Here is a 16,536-nt window from a genome sequence, read left to right as displayed (position 1 = left end):
ATAAAAAGGCCATCATAATGATGGCCTTTCTAACTTTAGCGTTTAACAATCGTCGTTTATGTTCGACTGTTTAGACGGTCCTGCAATTACGCTAGCAATTCTTTTGCTGTGTTCACTACGTTTTCAGTCGTGAAGCCAAACATCTCGAATAGCTGACCAGCAGGTGCAGATTCACCGAATGTTGTCATACCGATGATGCGACCGTCAAAGCCAACGTACTTGTACCAGAAATCAGCAATGCCCGCTTCAATAGCGATACGTGCCGTTACGTCTGATGGCAGTACAGATTCACGGTAAGCGACGTCTTGTTTGTCGAATGCGTCTGTTGATGGCATTGAAACAACGCGTACTTTCTTGCCTTCTGAAGTTAGTTGCTCAGCGGCTTTCACTGCAAGCTCAACCTCAGAACCTGTTGCGATAAGGATTAGCTCAGGCTTACCTTCGCTATCTTTCAGGATATAAGCACCTTTCGCGATGTCTGCGACTTGTTCAGCAGTACGCTCTTGTTGCGCTAGGTTTTGACGAGAGAAGATAAGTGCAGTTGGTGCATCTTTACGTTCAATCGCTAGTTTCCATGCAACTGCAGACTCAACTTGGTCACATGGGCGCCATGTGCTCATGTTTGGAGTTACACGTAGAGACGCCATTTGCTCAACAGGTTGGTGAGTTGGGCCATCTTCGCCAAGACCGATCGAATCATGCGTGTAAACTTGGATGTTCTGAATTTTCATCAGCGCAGCCATACGCATTGCGTTACGAGCGTATTCCATGAACATTAGGAATGTTGCGCCGTAAGGAACGAAACCACCGTGCAATGCGATACCGTTGATGATAGCAGTCATACCGAATTCACGTACACCATAGTGGATGTAGTTTCCAGAGAAGTCCTCCGTTTCTAGAGACTTAGAACCAGACCACATGGTCAGGTTAGAGGGCGCTAGGTCAGCAGAACCACCCATAAACTCAGGAAGCATTTGACCAAACGCTTCTAGTGCATTTTGCGATGCTTTACGTGATGCAATGTTCGCTGGGTTTGCTTGAAGATCGGCAATGATTTGGTTCGCTTTTTCTTCCCACTGTGCAGGAAGTTCGCCGTTTAGACGACGTTTAAGCTCTGCCGCTTCAGCAGGGTAAGCTGCAGCGTATGCTTCGAATTTTTCATTCCAAGCTGCTTCTTTCGCGGCGCCCGCTTCTTTTGCATCCCACTCAGCGTAAACATCTGCCGGGATCTCAAATGGGCCGTACTCCCAACCTAGGTATTCGCGAGCCGCTTGGATTTCATCGTGACCTAGTGGTGCACCGTGACAGTCGTGCGAACCAGACTTGTTAGGAGAACCGAAACCGATAATTGTTTTGGTACAGATAAGCGTAGGACGTGGGTCCGCTTTTGCTGCTTCAATTGCTGCGTTGATCGCGTCTGAGTCGTGACCATCGACTGCTGGGATTACATGCCAGCCGTACGCTTCAAAACGCTTAGGTGTATCGTCAGAGAACCAGCCTTCAACGTGACCGTCGATAGAAATGCCGTTGTCATCCCAAAACGCGATCAGTTTGCCTAGACCTAACGTCCCAGCAAGAGAGCATGCTTCATGCGAGATGCCTTCCATTAGACAGCCGTCACCCATGAACACATACGTAAAGTGGTCAACGATATCGTGACCTTCTTTGTTGAACTGTGCCGCTAGTGCTTTCTCTGCGATCGCCATACCAACAGCGTTAGTGATGCCTTGACCTAGAGGACCCGTTGTTGTCTCGATACCAGGCGCGTAGCCGTACTCTGGGTGACCTGGGGTTTTTGAGTGCAATTGACGGAAGTTTTTCAGATCGTCAATAGATAGCTCGTAACCGCTTAAGTGCAGTAGAGAGTAAATAAGCATTGACCCATGACCGTTTGACAGCACAAAGCGATCGCGGTCGGCCCACTCTGGGTTTGAAGGGTTATGGTTTAGGTGAGAGCGCCAAAGAACTTCAGCGATATCAGCCATACCCATTGGTGCGCCTGGGTGGCCTGAGTTAGCTTGTTGAACACCATCCATGCTTAGAGCACGAATTGCATTGGCAAGATGTTTACGAGACGACATGTCTGCTCCTGAGTACATTAAGCGAAACGAAAAGTAGGTCATAATTCTCTCAAAGCCCTGTTGGGTGTGCAAACGTTTTCCAGTCCAAAACCTCACAAATATTGCACCTTTCGCGCCAAATCGTTCGAAGTTCTTAAAATTATCAATAAATCAGGCAAACGTTTGGTTATAACAAAAACCAAAAAAGAGCTTGTAATTCGAGCAATCAAATTTAGAATAGACGTCTAGATGTAGATACACCTACAAAAATTAGTATTAATTTGCGCTGGAGAGTTTATCATTCCCCAGTTTTAAACCAGATATAGTGGAGCTAACATGGCTAAGCACCTGTTTACTTCTGAGTCAGTATCAGAAGGTCATCCAGATAAAATTGCAGACCAGATTTCTGATGCGGTTCTTGACGCGATTCTAGAGCAAGATCCAAAGGCTCGTGTTGCATGTGAGACTTACGTTAAAACCGGTATGGTAATGGTGGGTGGTGAAATCACGACTTCAGCATGGGTAGACATCGAAGAGTTAACTCGTGAAACCGTTCGTGAAATCGGCTACGTACATTCAGATATGGGCTTTGACGCAGATTCTTGTGCGGTACTAAACACAATCGGTAAACAGTCGCCAGATATCAACCAAGGTGTTGATAAAGCTGACCCTAAAGAACAAGGTGCAGGCGACCAAGGCATCATGTTTGGTTACGCTTGTAACGAAACTGAAGTACTAATGCCAGCGCCAATTACTTACTCTCACCGTCTTGTTCAAAAGCAAGCAGAAGTTCGTAAAAACGGCACACTACCTTGGTTGCGTCCTGATGCAAAATCTCAGGTAACATTCCAATACGATCAAGGTAACATCGTTGGTATCGACGCGGTTGTTCTTTCAACTCAACACTGTGACTCAATCTCAACTTCAGACCTGCGTGAAGCGGTAATGGAAGAGATCATTAAGCCAGTGCTACCTTCTGAGTGGATCAACAAAGAAACAAACTTCTTCATTAACCCAACCGGTCGCTTCGTAATCGGTGGTCCTATGGGTGACTGTGGCCTAACTGGTCGTAAGATCATCGTAGATACCTACGGCGGCGCAGCTCGTCACGGTGGCGGTGCGTTTTCTGGTAAAGATCCATCAAAAGTTGACCGTAGTGCAGCATACGCAGCACGCTACGTAGCGAAAAACATCGTAGCGGCAGGCATGGCTGACCGTTGTGAGATCCAACTTTCTTACGCAATCGGTGTTGCTGATCCAACGTCTATCATGGTGGAAACGTTCGGTACTGAGAAAGTATCTCACGACATCATCATTGAAGCGGTTCGTCAATTCTTCGACCTACGTCCATACGGTCTACAAGAAATGCTTAACCTTCTTCAACCTATCTACAAGAAGACAGCGGCTTACGGTCACTTCGGTCGTGAAGAATTCCCGTGGGAAGCGACAGACAAAGCTGCACTTCTACGCGATTTCGCTGGCATCAAATAATCAAGCCAAGCAAGAATCAATCAAGCCCTCGCCTATGGCGGGGGCTTTTTATTTTCAGCAACTTTTATCCAGCCATTTCGGCTCATACCGCCCTGCCCCACAAAGCAGTCCTATTTCTCCCTCATTTTTATACCGAATAAATTTTAAGCAATTATTTGTAAATTATCCCATCTCCGCCAATAGTTAAAATATTGTTAACTCCAATTTAAATAGAGACGTCGGATGCTGGCGACTGTGGAAGCAACACTTAAGTAAAGACATGAGTTAAGCATCTTTATGGCCGATACCAAACTAAGCCAATGCTCAGATGTAAACTTGAAAAAGTCGCTTCAAGTTTGACTGAACAAAAACCGCTGTCAGTTGGTATAAGCGGATAATGTGGGAATAAATCAAGGAGGAGTTATGCCTCGAACTGTTAATCCATCGGACTTCCACAACAAACGAAAGGAAGTGCCAGACAACGAATACGCCAGAACCATACCGTGCAATACGGTCAATCTTTCTGCACCTTTTCATTGGCTCGCATTAGGTCTGCATGATTTCGTGCGAATGCCGCTTATTAGTGCTTTCTATGGCATCTGTTTTATGGCTGCTGCGATAGGCATTGTTTTGCTCGTACAGTGGCAAGGCACACACTTAGTCGTCATGCCCAGTTTGATTGTTTACATGTTAATCGGTCCGTTTCTCGCGCTGGGCTTGTATGATGCCAGTTGGGAGAGAGAGCGCGGACACAAAGCAAGCTTGTTCCATTCAATGAAAGCGATCGGTCGTAACTCAACATCTCAATGGGCGTTCGCCGTGTTACTCGCAGTGTGTATGATATTTTGGATGCGCATTGCCGCTCTACTTCATGCACTCTACCCTTCTGTTCAAGGGGCACCTTTAAGTGAGTTCCTACCCTTCCTTGTCATCGGCTCTTTAGTTGGCTTTGTTTTGGCTTGTGTGGTGTTTAGCATTTCAGCCTTTTCTATTCCTCTCATGATGGAGCGTCGTGTAGACATGATGACCGCTGTATTTACCAGCTTTAATGCAGTGAAATCCAACATTCCAGCAATGATTGTTTGGGCAGCGATCATCTGTGGCGGTATTCTTATCGGCTTTGCGACCTACGGGATCGGAATGTTGTTTACCATGCCAATTCTAGGCTACGGTACATGGCACGCTTACCATGCCACCATCAAGAAAAAACACACACCATAATTAACTGATGCTATGATCTGGCCCTCGCAAATGCGGGGGCTTTTTTATTTAATTTATCGAGGTGAATTGTGGATATAGAACTCAGCTATAAAGCCAAGCAAGTGATGGCGGGCTGTATCGCGATGGCGGAACAAGCTTTCAAACGTTCTTTCCCGATTCCAACAATCACCTTCGACGTCCGTGGGAAAGCGGCAGGAAAAGCCTACCTTCAATTAAATCAAGTACGCCTAAACCCTGTTTTATTTCGCGAAAACACCCAAGCATTCTTAGATGAAGTCATTCCTCATGAAGTAGCACACCTGATTACTTATCAGGTTTACGGGCGAGTAAGGCCTCACGGTAAAGAATGGAAAGGCGTCATGGAAGCCGTATTTAACGTACCAGCCAAAACCACTCACAGCTTTGAAGTAAAATCCGTTCAAGGTAAAACCTTTGAGTATCGTTGTGGTTGTATGACCTACCCTCTATCGATTCGCCGTCATAATAAAGTGCTGCGCAAAGAGGCGACGTACTCTTGTCAAAAATGCCGCCAACCACTTAACTTCACCGGCATTCAATTATCGTAGCCCTTACCTCATAGTGTTACTTGCGTTCCCAAAATAAAGATCGAGTTGATCAAAACCTTCCCTTCGCCACTTATTGTTAACTTACTCATCACTAAAGCTATTTTATGCGTGTTATCATGAATAAAGTCATACTTTATAAAGACTTTTATCATGAAATACTTACTCTCTCTGTTGCTTATCGCGCTTTCTAGCACTGCGATTGCCGCGCCACCGAGCTCATTCTCTGCAGCCAAACGTGAGGCGGTCAAAATTTATCAAGACCATCCAACAAGCTTCTACTGTGGCTGTAACATTCAATGGCAAGGCAAGAAAGGCTTACCCGATTTAGCCTCTTGCGGTTACCAAGTCCGTAAACAAGAAAAACGGGCTGCACGAATCGAATGGGAGCACATTGTTCCTGCGTGGCAATTTGGCCACCAGCGTCAATGCTGGCAAGATGGCGGACGTAAAAACTGTAAGAAAAAAGACAAAACTTTTCGTTTGATGGAAGCAGACTTGCACAACCTAACTCCTGCTATTGGTGAAGTAAACGGTGACCGTTCGAACTACAACTTCAGCCAATGGAACGGGATGGATGGCGTGAGTTATGGTCGCTGTGAGATGCAAGTGAACTTTAAGCAGCGTAAAGTCATGCCACCAGACCGTGCGCGTGGCTCAATTGCTCGTACCTATCTATACATGAGCAAAGAGTACGGTTTCAAACTGTCGAAGCAGCAAACGCAATTAATGAGTGCTTGGAACAAAACCTATCCTGTCGATAAATGGGAATGTGAGCGTGACGAGCGCATTGCAAAAGTACAGGGCAATCACAACCCATTTGTTCAAGAAGCCTGCCGCGCACTGTAACCTCCGACCTCGAAGCGTTTCAATTACTGATATTGAAACGCTTCTTGCCCCTTGTTTTTTCGGTGCAAAGCATCCATGTTAGGGTTTAAGTTTATTCTCTTGCTGGAAATCTCATGCGTACCCCTCGAATTTATCATCCAGAAACCATTCATCAACTTGGCTCACTTGCTTTAAGTGACGACGCAGCAGGCCATATCGGTCGTGTTTTGCGCATGAAAGAAGGCCAAGACGTTCTCCTTTTTGACGGCAGTGGCGCAGAGTTTCCAGCGGTTATCAGTGAAGTCAGCAAGAAATCAGTTTTGGTTAACATCACCGAGCGTGTAGAAAGCAGTATTGAATCCCCTTTAGATCTGCACCTTGGCCAAGTCATTTCACGTGGCGATAAGATGGAGTTCACCATCCAAAAGTCTGTTGAACTTGGCGTCAATACCATCACTCCTCTGATTTCTGAACGTTGTGGTGTCAAGCTTGACCAAAAGCGTTTTGAGAAAAAACTCGCGCAATGGCAGAAAATCGCCATCAGTGCCTGTGAACAATGTGGGCGTAATGTCGTGCCCGAAATTCGTCCAATTATGAGCTTGGAAGAGTGGTGTAAAGAAGAGTACGATGGTTTAAAGCTTAACCTTCACCCTCGTGCTAAATACTCAATCAACACTTTGCCAACCCCGGTTGAAAAAGTGCGCCTACTGATCGGTCCTGAAGGCGGTTTATCGTCTGAAGAAATCGAGATGACTCGAGAATACCAATTTGAAGAAACGCTACTCGGTCCTCGCGTTCTGCGTACCGAAACAGCGGCTCTGACAGCAATTACAGCCTTACAAGTTCGTTTCGGCGATCTTGGTTAAACGGAGAAAAATAATGATCAAACTCGGTATCGTAATGGACCCAATCTCGTCCATTAACATCAAAAAAGACTCTAGCTTTGCCATGATGCTTGAAGCGCAACGACGCGGCTATGAAATCCACTACATGGAAATGAATGATCTGCATCTCGATCAAGGCGTTGCCATTGCAGATACTAAAGTGGTAGAACTAAAAGAAGATCCAAACGGTTGGTACGAGTTCAAATCAGAGCAAACTATCGAACTGTCTGAGCTAGACGCGGTACTAATGCGTAAAGATCCTCCGTTTGATACTGAATACATCTACGCGACTTACATCCTTGAGCGTGCAGAAGAACAAGGTGCACTGATCGTTAACAAGCCTCAAAGCTTACGTGATTGTAACGAAAAGCTGTTTACAGCATGGTTCCCAGAGCTGACACCTACAACGATCGTGACGCGAAAAGCAGAGAAAATTAAAGAATTTCGTGAAAAACATGGTGATGTCATCCTGAAACCACTTGATGGTATGGGTGGCGCGTCCATCTTCCGTGTAAAAGAAAACGATCCAAACGTCTCTGTAATCATCGAGACATTGACTAACCACGGTCAAAACTACGCAATGGCACAAACCTTCGTGCCAGACATCAGCAACGGTGACAAACGTATCCTAGTGGTAGATGGCGAACCTATGCCTTACTGTCTAGCACGCATTCCTGCTAAAGGCGAAACGCGCGGCAACCTAGCCGCTGGTGGTACTGGTGAAGCTCGTCCGCTAAGCGAAACCGACCTCAAAATTGCGCAAACCGTTGCTCCGACACTGAAAGAAAAAGGCCTTATCTTTGTTGGCCTTGACGTAATTGGCGACAAGCTAACAGAAATCAACGTCACCAGCCCAACCTGTATTCGCGAAATTGAAGCAGCTTTTGATATCTCAATCACAGGCAAGCTGATGGATGCGATTGAACGTCGAGTAAAAGGCGAATAACTCAAACTGTATTACAGTTAATAGAGAGCGTAGTACATTAACTTAAGCAAACTCATGCACATACCTAGATGGTAAATTGTATGATGTTTGCTTAAGGGCATTTACGAGAGTTAAGGGTCAATATGAGTATGAATCTCACAAATCACTTTTTGGTTGCCATGCCTGGGATGAAAGATCCGTACTTTCAAAACAGCGTGATCTACGTTTGTGAGCACAACGAAGACGGCGCTATGGGGCTGATGATCAATGCTCCTGTTGATATCACCGTCGGCAACATGCTCAAGCAGGTGGAAGTTCAGCCAGTACACCCGCGCCTATTTGAAGCCAGTCTAGATAGACCAGTCTACAATGGCGGCCCAATCTCGGAAGATCGTGGCTTTATTTTGCATAAACCCAAAGATTACTACGAGTCCAGCGTCCAAATGACCGATGACCTCGCGGTAACCACTTCGCGTGATATTCTGTCGGTGTTAGGAACAGAAGCAGAACCAAGTGATTACTTAGTGGCACTTGGCTACTCCGGTTGGAGTGCAGGCCAATTAGAAAGTGAGCTGGTCGAAAACTCTTGGCTCACCATTGAAGCGACGCCTGAAATTATCTTTAATACACCAATCAACGAGCGTTGGAAGAAAGCGGTCGAAAAGCTGGGCATCGACCCAAGTCACCTTTCAGCAGACTCTGGACATGCTTAGTCCGAATATACAGTTACATTAGATAGAGACACCTTATGTCACGCACAATTATGGCTTTTGACTTTGGAACCAAAAGCATTGGTAGCGCTATTGGCCAAGAAATTACTGGTACAGCTTCCCCATTAAAAGCCTTTAAAGCCAATGACGGTATTCCAAACTGGGACGATATCGAAAAGCAAATCAAAGAGTGGCAACCAGATTTGCTAGTGGTCGGTTTACCGACCGATCTGCATGGTAAAGACCTTGAGACCATAACCCCTCGTGCACGAAAATTTGCTAAGCGTCTGCAAGGCCGATACGGATTGCCTGTTGAGCTGCATGATGAGCGTTTATCTACTGCAGAAGCTCGTGCGGAGTTGTTCAGCATGGGCGGCTACAAAGCCCTATCGAAAGGTAATGTTGACTGCCAGTCAGCGGTGGTGATTCTAGAAAGCTGGTTTGAAGCCCTTTGGGGTGAGTAAACACTTCAAGCACAATGAAAAAAGGTTGGCTTCTGCCAACCTTTTTTTGTTTCTGGATTGGATTAATCCATATCGATCTTAACGTTTGCCAAACTGCCCGTAGAGAATGCTTCACCACGCTGCGTTTTCAACATCAAGCGCAGATCATTCGCCGAGTCGGCGCTATGTAGTGCATCCTCTTCGCTGATCTTACCTTGCATCACTAACTTATAAAGAGATTGATCGAACGTCAGCATACCAAACTCATTTGAGCGAGCCATGGTTGACTTCAACTCATGTAAATCTCCGCGACGAATCAAATCCGACACACGTGGACTATTTAGCAAGATCTCAAATACACCATGACGTCCCTGCCCATTTTTATCTCGGATCAGCTGCTGACCAACCACGCCTTTTAGGTTCATCGACAAATCGAACAAGAATTGTTCTTTTTGATCTTTCGGTACCAAGTGAAGAATGCGCTCTAAAGCTTGGTTTGCATTGTTGGCGTGCAACGTTGCCATACACAGGTGACCCGTTTCGGCGAAGGTCATCGCGTATTCCATTGTTTCACGGCTACGGATCTCACCAATCAAAATCATATCTGGTGCTTGGCGCAGCGAGTTTTTAAGCGCAACTTCATAGCTTTCCGTATCTAACCCAACTTCGCGTTGAGTCACGATACAGCGCTTGTGTTCATGCACGAATTCGATCGGATCTTCGACCGTCAAAATGTGCCCGGTTTTATTGCTGTTTCGATAGCCTGTCATCGCCGCCATGGTGGTCGATTTACCCGATCCAGTAGCACCGACCACCAGCACCAAACCACGCTTAGCTATTGCCAAATCTTGCAACACTAACGGTAACTTTAACTGCTCAAAAGTAGGAATATTGGTTTCAATACGACGAATCACTGCGCCTGGTAACTCGCGTTGAAAAAAGGCACTCACACGGAAGCGGCCACAATCTCTCACAATGGCAAAATTTGACTCGCGACTTTTACGAAATTCCTGACGCCGATCTGGTTCCATAGCGCTGTCGAGTAATGCAGCCACATCACTCTCGGTGAGTTTTTCCCCTTGCGGACGCAATTCGCCATCCACACGAAATAGAATTGGCGCTCCAACCGTGATGTAAAGATCCGACGCTTTCAGCGCCAACATGCCTTCGAGAAATTTATCTAGATCCATCTTCCGTATTCACCATTATCTGTATGAACGTTACGAGAATTGCTGCACTTCTAATCCGATCTTACTATCGACCTCTTCACGAGCAACCATGCCTTGCGCCATTAACTGACGAGCATTTTGCTCCATGGTTTGCATGCCGTGAGCCGCACCTGTTTGAATGATCGAATACATCTGCGCGACTTTGTCTTCGCGGATCAAGTTACGAATCGCAGGCGTTGCCATCATAATTTCATGGCATGCAATACGGCCACCACCATTACGTTTCAATAATTTTTGTGCGATAACCGAACGAAGGGATTCAGAAAGCATCGAGCGCACCATGTCTTTATCGCTGCCAGGGAACACATCGATAATACGGTCAATGGTTTTTGCCGCCGAGCTGGTGTGTAACGTGCCGAACACTAAGTGCCCCGTTTCCGCCGCCGTTAACGCAAGGCTGATGGTTTCTTTGTCACGCATCTCACCAACCAGAATCACATCCGGGTCTTCACGCAATGCGCTGCGCAGTGCGTTTTGGAAACTATGGGTGTCACGGTGAACTTCACGCTGGTTAATCAAACATTTATTGTTGTTGTGAACAAATTCAATCGGATCTTCAATTGTGAGTACGTGCTTGTTGTGATTACGGTTAATGTAGTCAACAATGGCTGCTAAGGTCGTCGATTTACCTGAACCTGTTGGGCCAGTGACCAGAACTAAGCCTTTTTCAGCGTTCGCAATTTTTTTGAAGATCTCTGGCGCTTCTAGCTCTTCCAGAGTTGGAATGCTACTTGGAATGGTACGGAATACTGCCGCACAACCGCGAGATTGGTTGAAAGCGTTGACACGGAAACGGCCAACGTTATGCAACTCAAAAGAGAAATCGACTTCGAGTTTTTCTTCGAACTCACTGCGCTGGGCATCGTTCATGATTTCGAAAACCAAACGATGCACTTCTTGGTGTGTAAACGCTGGAATGCCTAGTTTTCTTACATCCCCATCAATACGAACCATTGGTGGGACACCTGCAGAAAGATGTAGATCCGAGGCATTATGTTTTACACTAAAATCCAGTAACTCAGTGATATCCATTTAAAATCCTTAAGTCTAAAGTACAGCTATGAGTAGTATTCAACAAAATATTGAACATATCACCTCTCAAATTCGATATGACGAGCAAAAATGTGGTCGAACTCCAGAGTCAGTGCAACTTCTAGCGGTAAGCAAAACTAAACCTGTCGAGGCAATTCTCGAAGCCTACCAAGCGGGACAAACCGCCTTTGGTGAAAACTACGTTCAAGAGGGCGTCAGTAAAGTTCAGCACTTTGCCGTGCATTATCCAGATAATCGAATCGAATGGCACTTCATTGGCCCGATTCAATCGAATAAATCGCGACTTGTTGCTGAACATTTCGATTGGGTTCACACCATCGATCGAACCAAGATTGCTCAACGCCTGAATGATCAGCGGCCAAGCGAACTTAAACCGCTACAAGTTCTGATTCAGGTTAACACCAGTGGTGAGGCATCTAAGTCTGGTGTCACTGAAGCGGAAGTATTCGAGCTGGCGGAGTTGATTTCTCGCCTACCCAACCTCACTTTAAGAGGGTTGATGTCGATTCCTGCCAACGTGTCTGACTACGAATCACAACTCCGTGAATTTCAGAAGTTGGCTACGTTGAAGCAAACACTCGAAGCACAGTTCCCAGAAATCGATACATTATCAATGGGAATGAGTGGTGATATGACCGCTGCAATCGAAGCTGGTAGTACAATGGTTCGTATTGGAACCGCTATTTTCGGCGCACGAGACTACAGCTAAATCAACAAAACGCTCACTCGCGACATAAGTTATGTCGTCAATCGTTAGAGCGTAAATGCGCAATCATCTTACTCGCCAATAGGAGCAGTAAGTAACAGCGGCGCCATTATACACCTGAGCGCACAACAAATTCTAAATATCATGATGGAAATCAGACAAATGGAACATAAAAAAATCGCCTTCATTGGTGCTGGCAACATGGTGAGAGCCATTGTTTCCGGCTTGGTTGCTAACGGATATCCAGCGCAAAACATTACCGCGACGGCTCCTTCAGAGGCTCGCCGCCTTCTGCTAGAACAAGATTTTGGCATCCGTACCACCAGCGATAACATCCAAGCTGCGACCGAGGCGGATGTGGTGGTATTGTCTGTAAAACCGCAAATGATGGCGGATGTCTGTAAACCACTGCAATCGATCGATTTCACTAATAAACTGGTGATTTCTATTGCCGCAGGCATCAACTGTTCACGATTGGATGATATGCTAGCCACCAAATTGAACTTGGTTCGTGTTATGCCAAATACGCCATCACAACTTGGGTTGGGTATGAGTGGGTTGTTCGCACCAACTCATGTAACCGAGCACGACAAAGCTTTTGCCGCAGAGTTAATGGAAGCGGTCGGTAAAGTATGTTGGGTTGAGCAAGAGTCTGGCATCAATAATGTGATTGCCGCAGCGGGCAGTGCTCCAGCATACTTCTTCCTGTTTATGGAAGCGATGCAAGCAGAAGCGATTGCGCAAGGCTTTGATAAAGAGACCGCTCGACTATTGGTTCAGCAAGCGGCACTGGGCGCGGCCAGTATGGTGGTTAGCAACCCAGAAACTGAGCTATCGACCCTGCGTGAGAACGTAACTTCGAAAGGTGGGACAACGGCAGAAGCACTGCGTACATTCAACGAACATCAACTTTCAGATATTGTCGCTAAAGCCATGCAAGCTGCTGTGGCTCGCGCGGAAGAAATGGAAAAACTGTTTTAATTATTTGGATGAACTCCGTTTAGTATCATCCATCACTTGTTAAGGGTACCTTATGAATTCAATGAGTTTTCTCATCTCAACCCTATTTGACCTGTACATCATGGTCGTAATTTTGCGAATTTGGTTGCAAGCTGCGCGCGCAGACTTCTACAACCCATTCTCGCAATTTATAGTAAAAGCGACTCAGCCGGTCATTGGTCCATTGCGCCGCGTTATCCCTTCCGTGGGGAATATTGACCTAGCAACCGTGTTGTTTGCCTACGTGTTGTGTGTGCTTAAATTTGTCGTGCTTATCCTAATAGCTTCGAACGGTTCCGTCTCTTTCAGCGCTGACTTCTTATTCTTGGGCTTATTATCATTAATCAAAGCCGCAGGTGGCCTATTGTTCTGGGTACTATTGATCCGTGCAATTTTGAGCTGGGTAAGCCAAGGCCGCAGCCCTATCGAGTACGTATTCCATCAACTGACCGAGCCAATGTGCGCTCCAATCCGTCGTATTCTTCCGGCTATTGGTGGTCTTGATTTAAGCGTACTGGTGTTATTTATCGGCTTGCAGTTCGCGAACTTCTTAATGGGCGATATCATTGGTCCAATTTGGTTCCAGCTATAATGTCAGCTGCAGTTTGGCAAGATGGTGAGGACATCATCCTGAAGCTCTATATTCAACCTAAAGCTAGCCGCGATAAAATCGTTGGCTTGCATGGTGAAGAGCTAAAAATCGCCATTACTGCTCCACCTGTCGATGGCAAAGCTAATGCACACCTAACTAAGTTCTTAGCCAAGCAGTTTAAAATCGCTAAGGGCTTGGTTCACATAGAAAAAGGTGAATTAGGACGGCACAAACAAATTCGGATAGAATCGCCTACCCAGATACCGACAGAAATTAAAGCCATCATATGATGGCTTTTTATTTACGATTTTGTACCACACTTACTAATACCAACGACTGAGTACGCATTTTTTACCCCCTGACCAAGGTAAAATTGCAGCTATGGTTGTTTTATAACAAGTGCTTTGAGGAAGTAACAATGAGCAAATGGATTACCGCATTACTGATTAGCCTGTTGTCGTTACCAAGCTTCGCCGATCAGTTTAAAAATATGAAAGATATCGAAGTCCACTATGTCGCGTTTAACTCAACATTCCTAACACCCAAAGTCGCACGTAGCTACGATATCAAACGTAATGGATACCTCGCTGTGGTTAATATTAGCGTGTTAGATAGAGCTTCATTGGGTAAGCCAGCATTAGAAGCAAAAATTGCTGGACGCGCGAAGAACCTTATCGGCCAAACTCAGACCTTGACCTTTCGTGAAGTCAAAGAAGGCAATGCGATATACTATTTAGCCGAACTGCCAATTACCCACGAAGAAACTTTTACTTTCGATATTGACGTAAAAGCTGGAAACAAAGGCTCAGGTAAGCTTAAATTCACCCAGAAGTTTTATGTTGAAGAGTAATTGGGTTGTGATGTTCCAAAAGCTTTTGGATCTAAGCAGGCTAAAAACCACTTATTAGTTAAAGAATATCTAGAGGAGAACGATTTGTTCTCCTCTATCACTATTAAAAGAGATTCCCATGAAAAAAATTGTGCTAGCAACTGGTAACCAAGGCAAAGTTCGTGAAATGGCAGATTTGTTGTCTGACTTCGGCTTTGAAGTATTAGCGCAAAGTGAATTCAATGTATCGGAAGTAGCTGAAACGGGTACAACTTTCATTGAAAACGCAATCATTAAAGCTCGCCATGCCGCACAAGAAACAGGGCTTCCTGCCATTGCAGACGACTCTGGATTAGAAGTCGATTTCTTAAAAGGCGCTCCGGGCATTTACTCTGCACGTTACGCGGGTGAAAAAGCCTCTGACCAAGAGAACCTAGAGAAGCTACTTAAAGCAATGGAAGGCGTACCAGAAGCAGATCGCACCGCTCGCTTCCACTGCGTATTGGTTTTGATGCGTCACGAGAACGATCCAACCCCTATCGTTTGTCACGGTAAATGGGAAGGTCGCATTCTAACTGAAGCACACGGTGAAAATGGCTTTGGCTACGACCCAGTCTTCTTCGTTCCTGAAGACAACTGCGCGTCTGCCGAACTTGAGCCAGCACGTAAGAAGCAACTGTCTCACCGCGGTAAAGCACTCAAGTCGTTGTTTGCTCAACTGTCTGAGCAAGTGTCTCAGTAATCGCGAGCGAATTAGACCATGTTAACGCCCCCAGCACTGAGCTTGTATGTACACATCCCGTGGTGTGTACAAAAGTGCCCTTATTGCGACTTTAACTCTCACGCGCTTAAAGCCGAGATCCCAGAAGAAGAGTACATCAATGCCCTTCTTGAAGATTTGGATACCGACATTGAGAAATACCGCCTTAACGAAGCGCCACGTTCACTGCATTCAATCTTCATTGGTGGTGGTACGCCGAGTTTGATTTCGGCAGAAGGTATCGAGCGTCTACTTAAGGGCATTGAAGCGCGTATTCCGTTCAAGCCTGAAATCGAAATTACCATGGAAGCGAACCCAGGCACCATCGAAGCAGAGCGTTTTGTTGGCTACCGTAAAGCCGGGGTAACGCGTATCTCTATCGGCGTGCAAAGCTTTGAGCAGCAGAAGCTTGAGCGTTTGGGGCGCATTCACGGCCAAGACGAAGCCGTCAATGCTGCTAAGCTGGCGCACCAAATCGGTTTGAACAGCTTTAACCTCGATCTCATGCACGGCTTACCTGATCAAAGCATCGAACAAGCCTTGGCAGATTTGGACAAAGCGATTGAGTTGGCACCGCCGCACTTGTCTTGGTATCAGCTGACCATCGAACCAAACACCATGTTTTACTACAAGCCACCAACGCTACCTGACGATGATGACTTGTGGGATATTTTCGAGCTCGGACACCAAAAACTTGCAGCTGCGGGTTATGTGCAGTATGAAATCTCCGGTTACAGTAAGCCGGGCTATCAGTGTCAGCACAACCTCAACTACTGGCGCTTTGGTGATTACCTTGGTATCGGTTGTGGCTCTCATGGCAAACTCAGTTTTACCGACGGACGTATTATTCGAACGACAAAGGTAAAACACCCGCGAGGCTATTTAGCGGCTTATCAAAATATGGTCAAACCTTATCTGCATACAGAACATGTCGTCGTGGATGAAGATCGTCCATTCGAGTTCTTTATGAACCGATTCCGCTTAATTGAAGCCTGTCCGAAGCAAGATTACGTGGACACCACGGGCTTACCGATTAGTACGATTCAAGAAACCATCAACTGGGCGATAGAAATGGGCTACCTGAGTGAAACGCCTACCCACTGGCAAATTACTGAAAAAGGGAAGCTCTTCCTTAATGATTTGCTCGAAGCCTTTATGGCCGAAGAAAGCGAAGAGTAACGCAACCCCTGACCCGTCCTGATATGGGTTGACACTTTTTAACTAAAACGCTCGATGTACTTCATCGGGCGTTTTGTATTTTAAA

Annotated in this window: 18 protein-coding genes; 15 read left to right on the top strand and 3 right to left on the bottom strand. The window is 46.0% G+C overall.

The window, feature by feature from the left end:
- Positions 1-86 precede the first annotated feature (86 nt).
- On the bottom strand, positions 87-2,081 hold the full coding sequence (tkt, locus tag R7F64_RS13640; protein WP_318071791.1) for a transketolase: 1,995 nt from the start codon (positions 2,079-2,081) through the stop codon (positions 87-89).
- A 315-nt stretch (positions 2,082-2,396) separates the two neighbouring features.
- On the opposite strand from tkt, the gene metK reads away from it, so the two are divergent.
- From metK to ruvX, 8 genes are all read left to right on the top strand, one after another.
- On the top strand, positions 2,397-3,551 hold the full coding sequence (gene metK / locus R7F64_RS13635; protein ID WP_005381027.1) for a methionine adenosyltransferase: 1,155 nt from the start codon (positions 2,397-2,399) through the stop codon (positions 3,549-3,551).
- A gap of 402 nt (positions 3,552-3,953) precedes the next feature.
- Entirely contained in the window at positions 3,954-4,751 is a 798-nt protein-coding gene (locus R7F64_RS13630) for a DUF2189 domain-containing protein (protein ID WP_005381026.1), read from the top strand.
- Positions 4,752-4,819: 68 nt separating this feature from the next.
- A complete protein-coding gene (locus R7F64_RS13625) occupies positions 4,820-5,317 on the top strand; it encodes a SprT family zinc-dependent metalloprotease (protein ID WP_005381025.1) in 498 nt (165 codons plus the stop codon).
- A gap of 150 nt (positions 5,318-5,467) precedes the next feature.
- Positions 5,468-6,163 carry a deoxyribonuclease I gene (gene endA / locus R7F64_RS13620; protein ID WP_017821889.1) on the top strand — a complete coding sequence of 232 codons (696 nt, stop codon included), beginning with the start codon at positions 5,468-5,470 and terminating at the stop codon, positions 6,161-6,163.
- 113 nt (positions 6,164-6,276) lie between these two features.
- On the top strand, positions 6,277-7,008 hold the full coding sequence (rsmE, locus tag R7F64_RS13615) for a 16S rRNA (uracil(1498)-N(3))-methyltransferase (RefSeq protein WP_017821890.1): 732 nt from the start codon (positions 6,277-6,279) through the stop codon (positions 7,006-7,008).
- A 13-nt stretch (positions 7,009-7,021) separates the two neighbouring features.
- On the top strand, positions 7,022-7,972 hold the full coding sequence (gshB, locus tag R7F64_RS13610; RefSeq protein WP_005381021.1) for a glutathione synthase: 951 nt from the start codon (positions 7,022-7,024) through the stop codon (positions 7,970-7,972).
- A 128-nt stretch (positions 7,973-8,100) separates the two neighbouring features.
- Complete coding sequence (locus R7F64_RS13605; RefSeq protein ID WP_005381020.1) at positions 8,101-8,664, top strand: YqgE/AlgH family protein; 564 nt, start codon at positions 8,101-8,103, stop codon at positions 8,662-8,664.
- 35 nt (positions 8,665-8,699) lie between these two features.
- Entirely contained in the window at positions 8,700-9,125 is a 426-nt protein-coding gene (gene ruvX / locus R7F64_RS13600; RefSeq protein ID WP_005381017.1) for a Holliday junction resolvase RuvX, read from the top strand.
- A gap of 62 nt (positions 9,126-9,187) precedes the next feature.
- Here ruvX and R7F64_RS13595 read toward each other — a convergent pair whose 3' ends face one another.
- Positions 9,188-10,294, bottom strand: coding sequence for a PilT/PilU family type 4a pilus ATPase (locus R7F64_RS13595; RefSeq protein WP_005381016.1), 1,107 nt, complete (start codon positions 10,292-10,294; stop codon positions 9,188-9,190).
- A 30-nt stretch (positions 10,295-10,324) separates the two neighbouring features.
- Positions 10,325-11,365 (bottom strand): type IV pilus twitching motility protein PilT, encoded by a 1,041-nt coding sequence (locus R7F64_RS13590; protein WP_005381015.1) that lies wholly within the window; start codon positions 11,363-11,365, stop codon positions 10,325-10,327.
- A 28-nt stretch (positions 11,366-11,393) separates the two neighbouring features.
- Between R7F64_RS13590 and R7F64_RS13585 the strand changes: the two genes are divergently transcribed.
- The 7 genes from R7F64_RS13585 (at position 11,394) to hemW (ending at position 16,451) form a co-directional block, all read left to right on the top strand.
- A complete protein-coding gene (locus tag R7F64_RS13585; protein ID WP_258480968.1) occupies positions 11,394-12,095 on the top strand; it encodes a YggS family pyridoxal phosphate-dependent enzyme in 702 nt (233 codons plus the stop codon).
- 159 nt (positions 12,096-12,254) lie between these two features.
- The gene (gene proC / locus R7F64_RS13580; protein ID WP_005381013.1) at positions 12,255-13,073 is read left to right on the top strand and encodes a pyrroline-5-carboxylate reductase; all 819 of its coding nucleotides are present in this window, start codon (positions 12,255-12,257) and stop codon (positions 13,071-13,073) included.
- Positions 13,074-13,125: 52 nt separating this feature from the next.
- On the top strand, positions 13,126-13,683 hold the full coding sequence (locus tag R7F64_RS13575; protein WP_005381012.1) for a YggT family protein: 558 nt from the start codon (positions 13,126-13,128) through the stop codon (positions 13,681-13,683).
- Complete coding sequence (gene yggU, locus R7F64_RS13570; RefSeq protein ID WP_005381011.1) at positions 13,683-13,973, top strand: DUF167 family protein YggU; 291 nt, start codon at positions 13,683-13,685, stop codon at positions 13,971-13,973. Before R7F64_RS13575 ends, yggU begins: the two co-directional genes overlap by 1 nt.
- A gap of 128 nt (positions 13,974-14,101) precedes the next feature.
- Positions 14,102-14,533 carry a DUF4426 domain-containing protein gene (locus R7F64_RS13565; RefSeq protein WP_005381010.1) on the top strand — a complete coding sequence of 144 codons (432 nt, stop codon included), beginning with the start codon at positions 14,102-14,104 and terminating at the stop codon, positions 14,531-14,533.
- 118 nt (positions 14,534-14,651) lie between these two features.
- A complete protein-coding gene (locus R7F64_RS13560; RefSeq protein ID WP_158174166.1) occupies positions 14,652-15,254 on the top strand; it encodes an XTP/dITP diphosphatase in 603 nt (200 codons plus the stop codon).
- A gap of 18 nt (positions 15,255-15,272) precedes the next feature.
- Positions 15,273-16,451 (top strand): radical SAM family heme chaperone HemW, encoded by a 1,179-nt coding sequence (hemW, locus tag R7F64_RS13555; protein ID WP_318071790.1) that lies wholly within the window; start codon positions 15,273-15,275, stop codon positions 16,449-16,451.
- Positions 16,452-16,536: the final 85 nt, after the last annotated feature.

This window comes from Vibrio sp. Vb1980 (assembly GCF_033338615.1).
GTDB lineage: Bacteria > Pseudomonadota > Gammaproteobacteria > Enterobacterales > Vibrionaceae > Vibrio > Vibrio alginolyticus.
The sequence above is the reverse complement of the archived record's forward strand: the minus strand, read 5'-3'. Positions and strand labels throughout refer to the sequence as shown.

Bases quoted from the DNA above. Each gene is read 5' to 3' on its own strand.
- tkt (WP_318071791.1), bottom strand. From the start codon at position 2,081: ATGTCGTCTCGTAAACATCTTGCCAATGCAATTCGTGCTCTAAGCATG.
- metK (WP_005381027.1), top strand. From the start codon at position 2,397: ATGGCTAAGCACCTGTTTACTTCTGAGTCAGTATCAGAAGGTCATCCA.
- R7F64_RS13630 (WP_005381026.1), top strand. From the start codon at position 3,954: ATGCCTCGAACTGTTAATCCATCGGACTTCCACAACAAACGAAAGGAA.
- endA (WP_017821889.1), top strand. From the start codon at position 5,468: ATGAAATACTTACTCTCTCTGTTGCTTATCGCGCTTTCTAGCACTGCG.
- rsmE (WP_017821890.1), top strand. From the start codon at position 6,277: ATGCGTACCCCTCGAATTTATCATCCAGAAACCATTCATCAACTTGGC.
- gshB (WP_005381021.1), top strand. From the start codon at position 7,022: ATGATCAAACTCGGTATCGTAATGGACCCAATCTCGTCCATTAACATC.
- R7F64_RS13605 (WP_005381020.1), top strand. From the start codon at position 8,101: ATGAATCTCACAAATCACTTTTTGGTTGCCATGCCTGGGATGAAAGAT.
- ruvX (WP_005381017.1), top strand. From the start codon at position 8,700: ATGTCACGCACAATTATGGCTTTTGACTTTGGAACCAAAAGCATTGGT.
- R7F64_RS13595 (WP_005381016.1), bottom strand. From the start codon at position 10,294: ATGGATCTAGATAAATTTCTCGAAGGCATGTTGGCGCTGAAAGCGTCG.
- R7F64_RS13590 (WP_005381015.1), bottom strand. From the start codon at position 11,365: ATGGATATCACTGAGTTACTGGATTTTAGTGTAAAACATAATGCCTCG.
- R7F64_RS13585 (WP_258480968.1), top strand. From the start codon at position 11,394: ATGAGTAGTATTCAACAAAATATTGAACATATCACCTCTCAAATTCGA.
- proC (WP_005381013.1), top strand. From the start codon at position 12,255: ATGGAACATAAAAAAATCGCCTTCATTGGTGCTGGCAACATGGTGAGA.
- R7F64_RS13575 (WP_005381012.1), top strand. From the start codon at position 13,126: ATGAATTCAATGAGTTTTCTCATCTCAACCCTATTTGACCTGTACATC.
- yggU (WP_005381011.1), top strand. From the start codon at position 13,683: ATGTCAGCTGCAGTTTGGCAAGATGGTGAGGACATCATCCTGAAGCTC.
- R7F64_RS13565 (WP_005381010.1), top strand. From the start codon at position 14,102: ATGAGCAAATGGATTACCGCATTACTGATTAGCCTGTTGTCGTTACCA.
- R7F64_RS13560 (WP_158174166.1), top strand. From the start codon at position 14,652: ATGAAAAAAATTGTGCTAGCAACTGGTAACCAAGGCAAAGTTCGTGAA.
- hemW (WP_318071790.1), top strand. From the start codon at position 15,273: ATGTTAACGCCCCCAGCACTGAGCTTGTATGTACACATCCCGTGGTGT.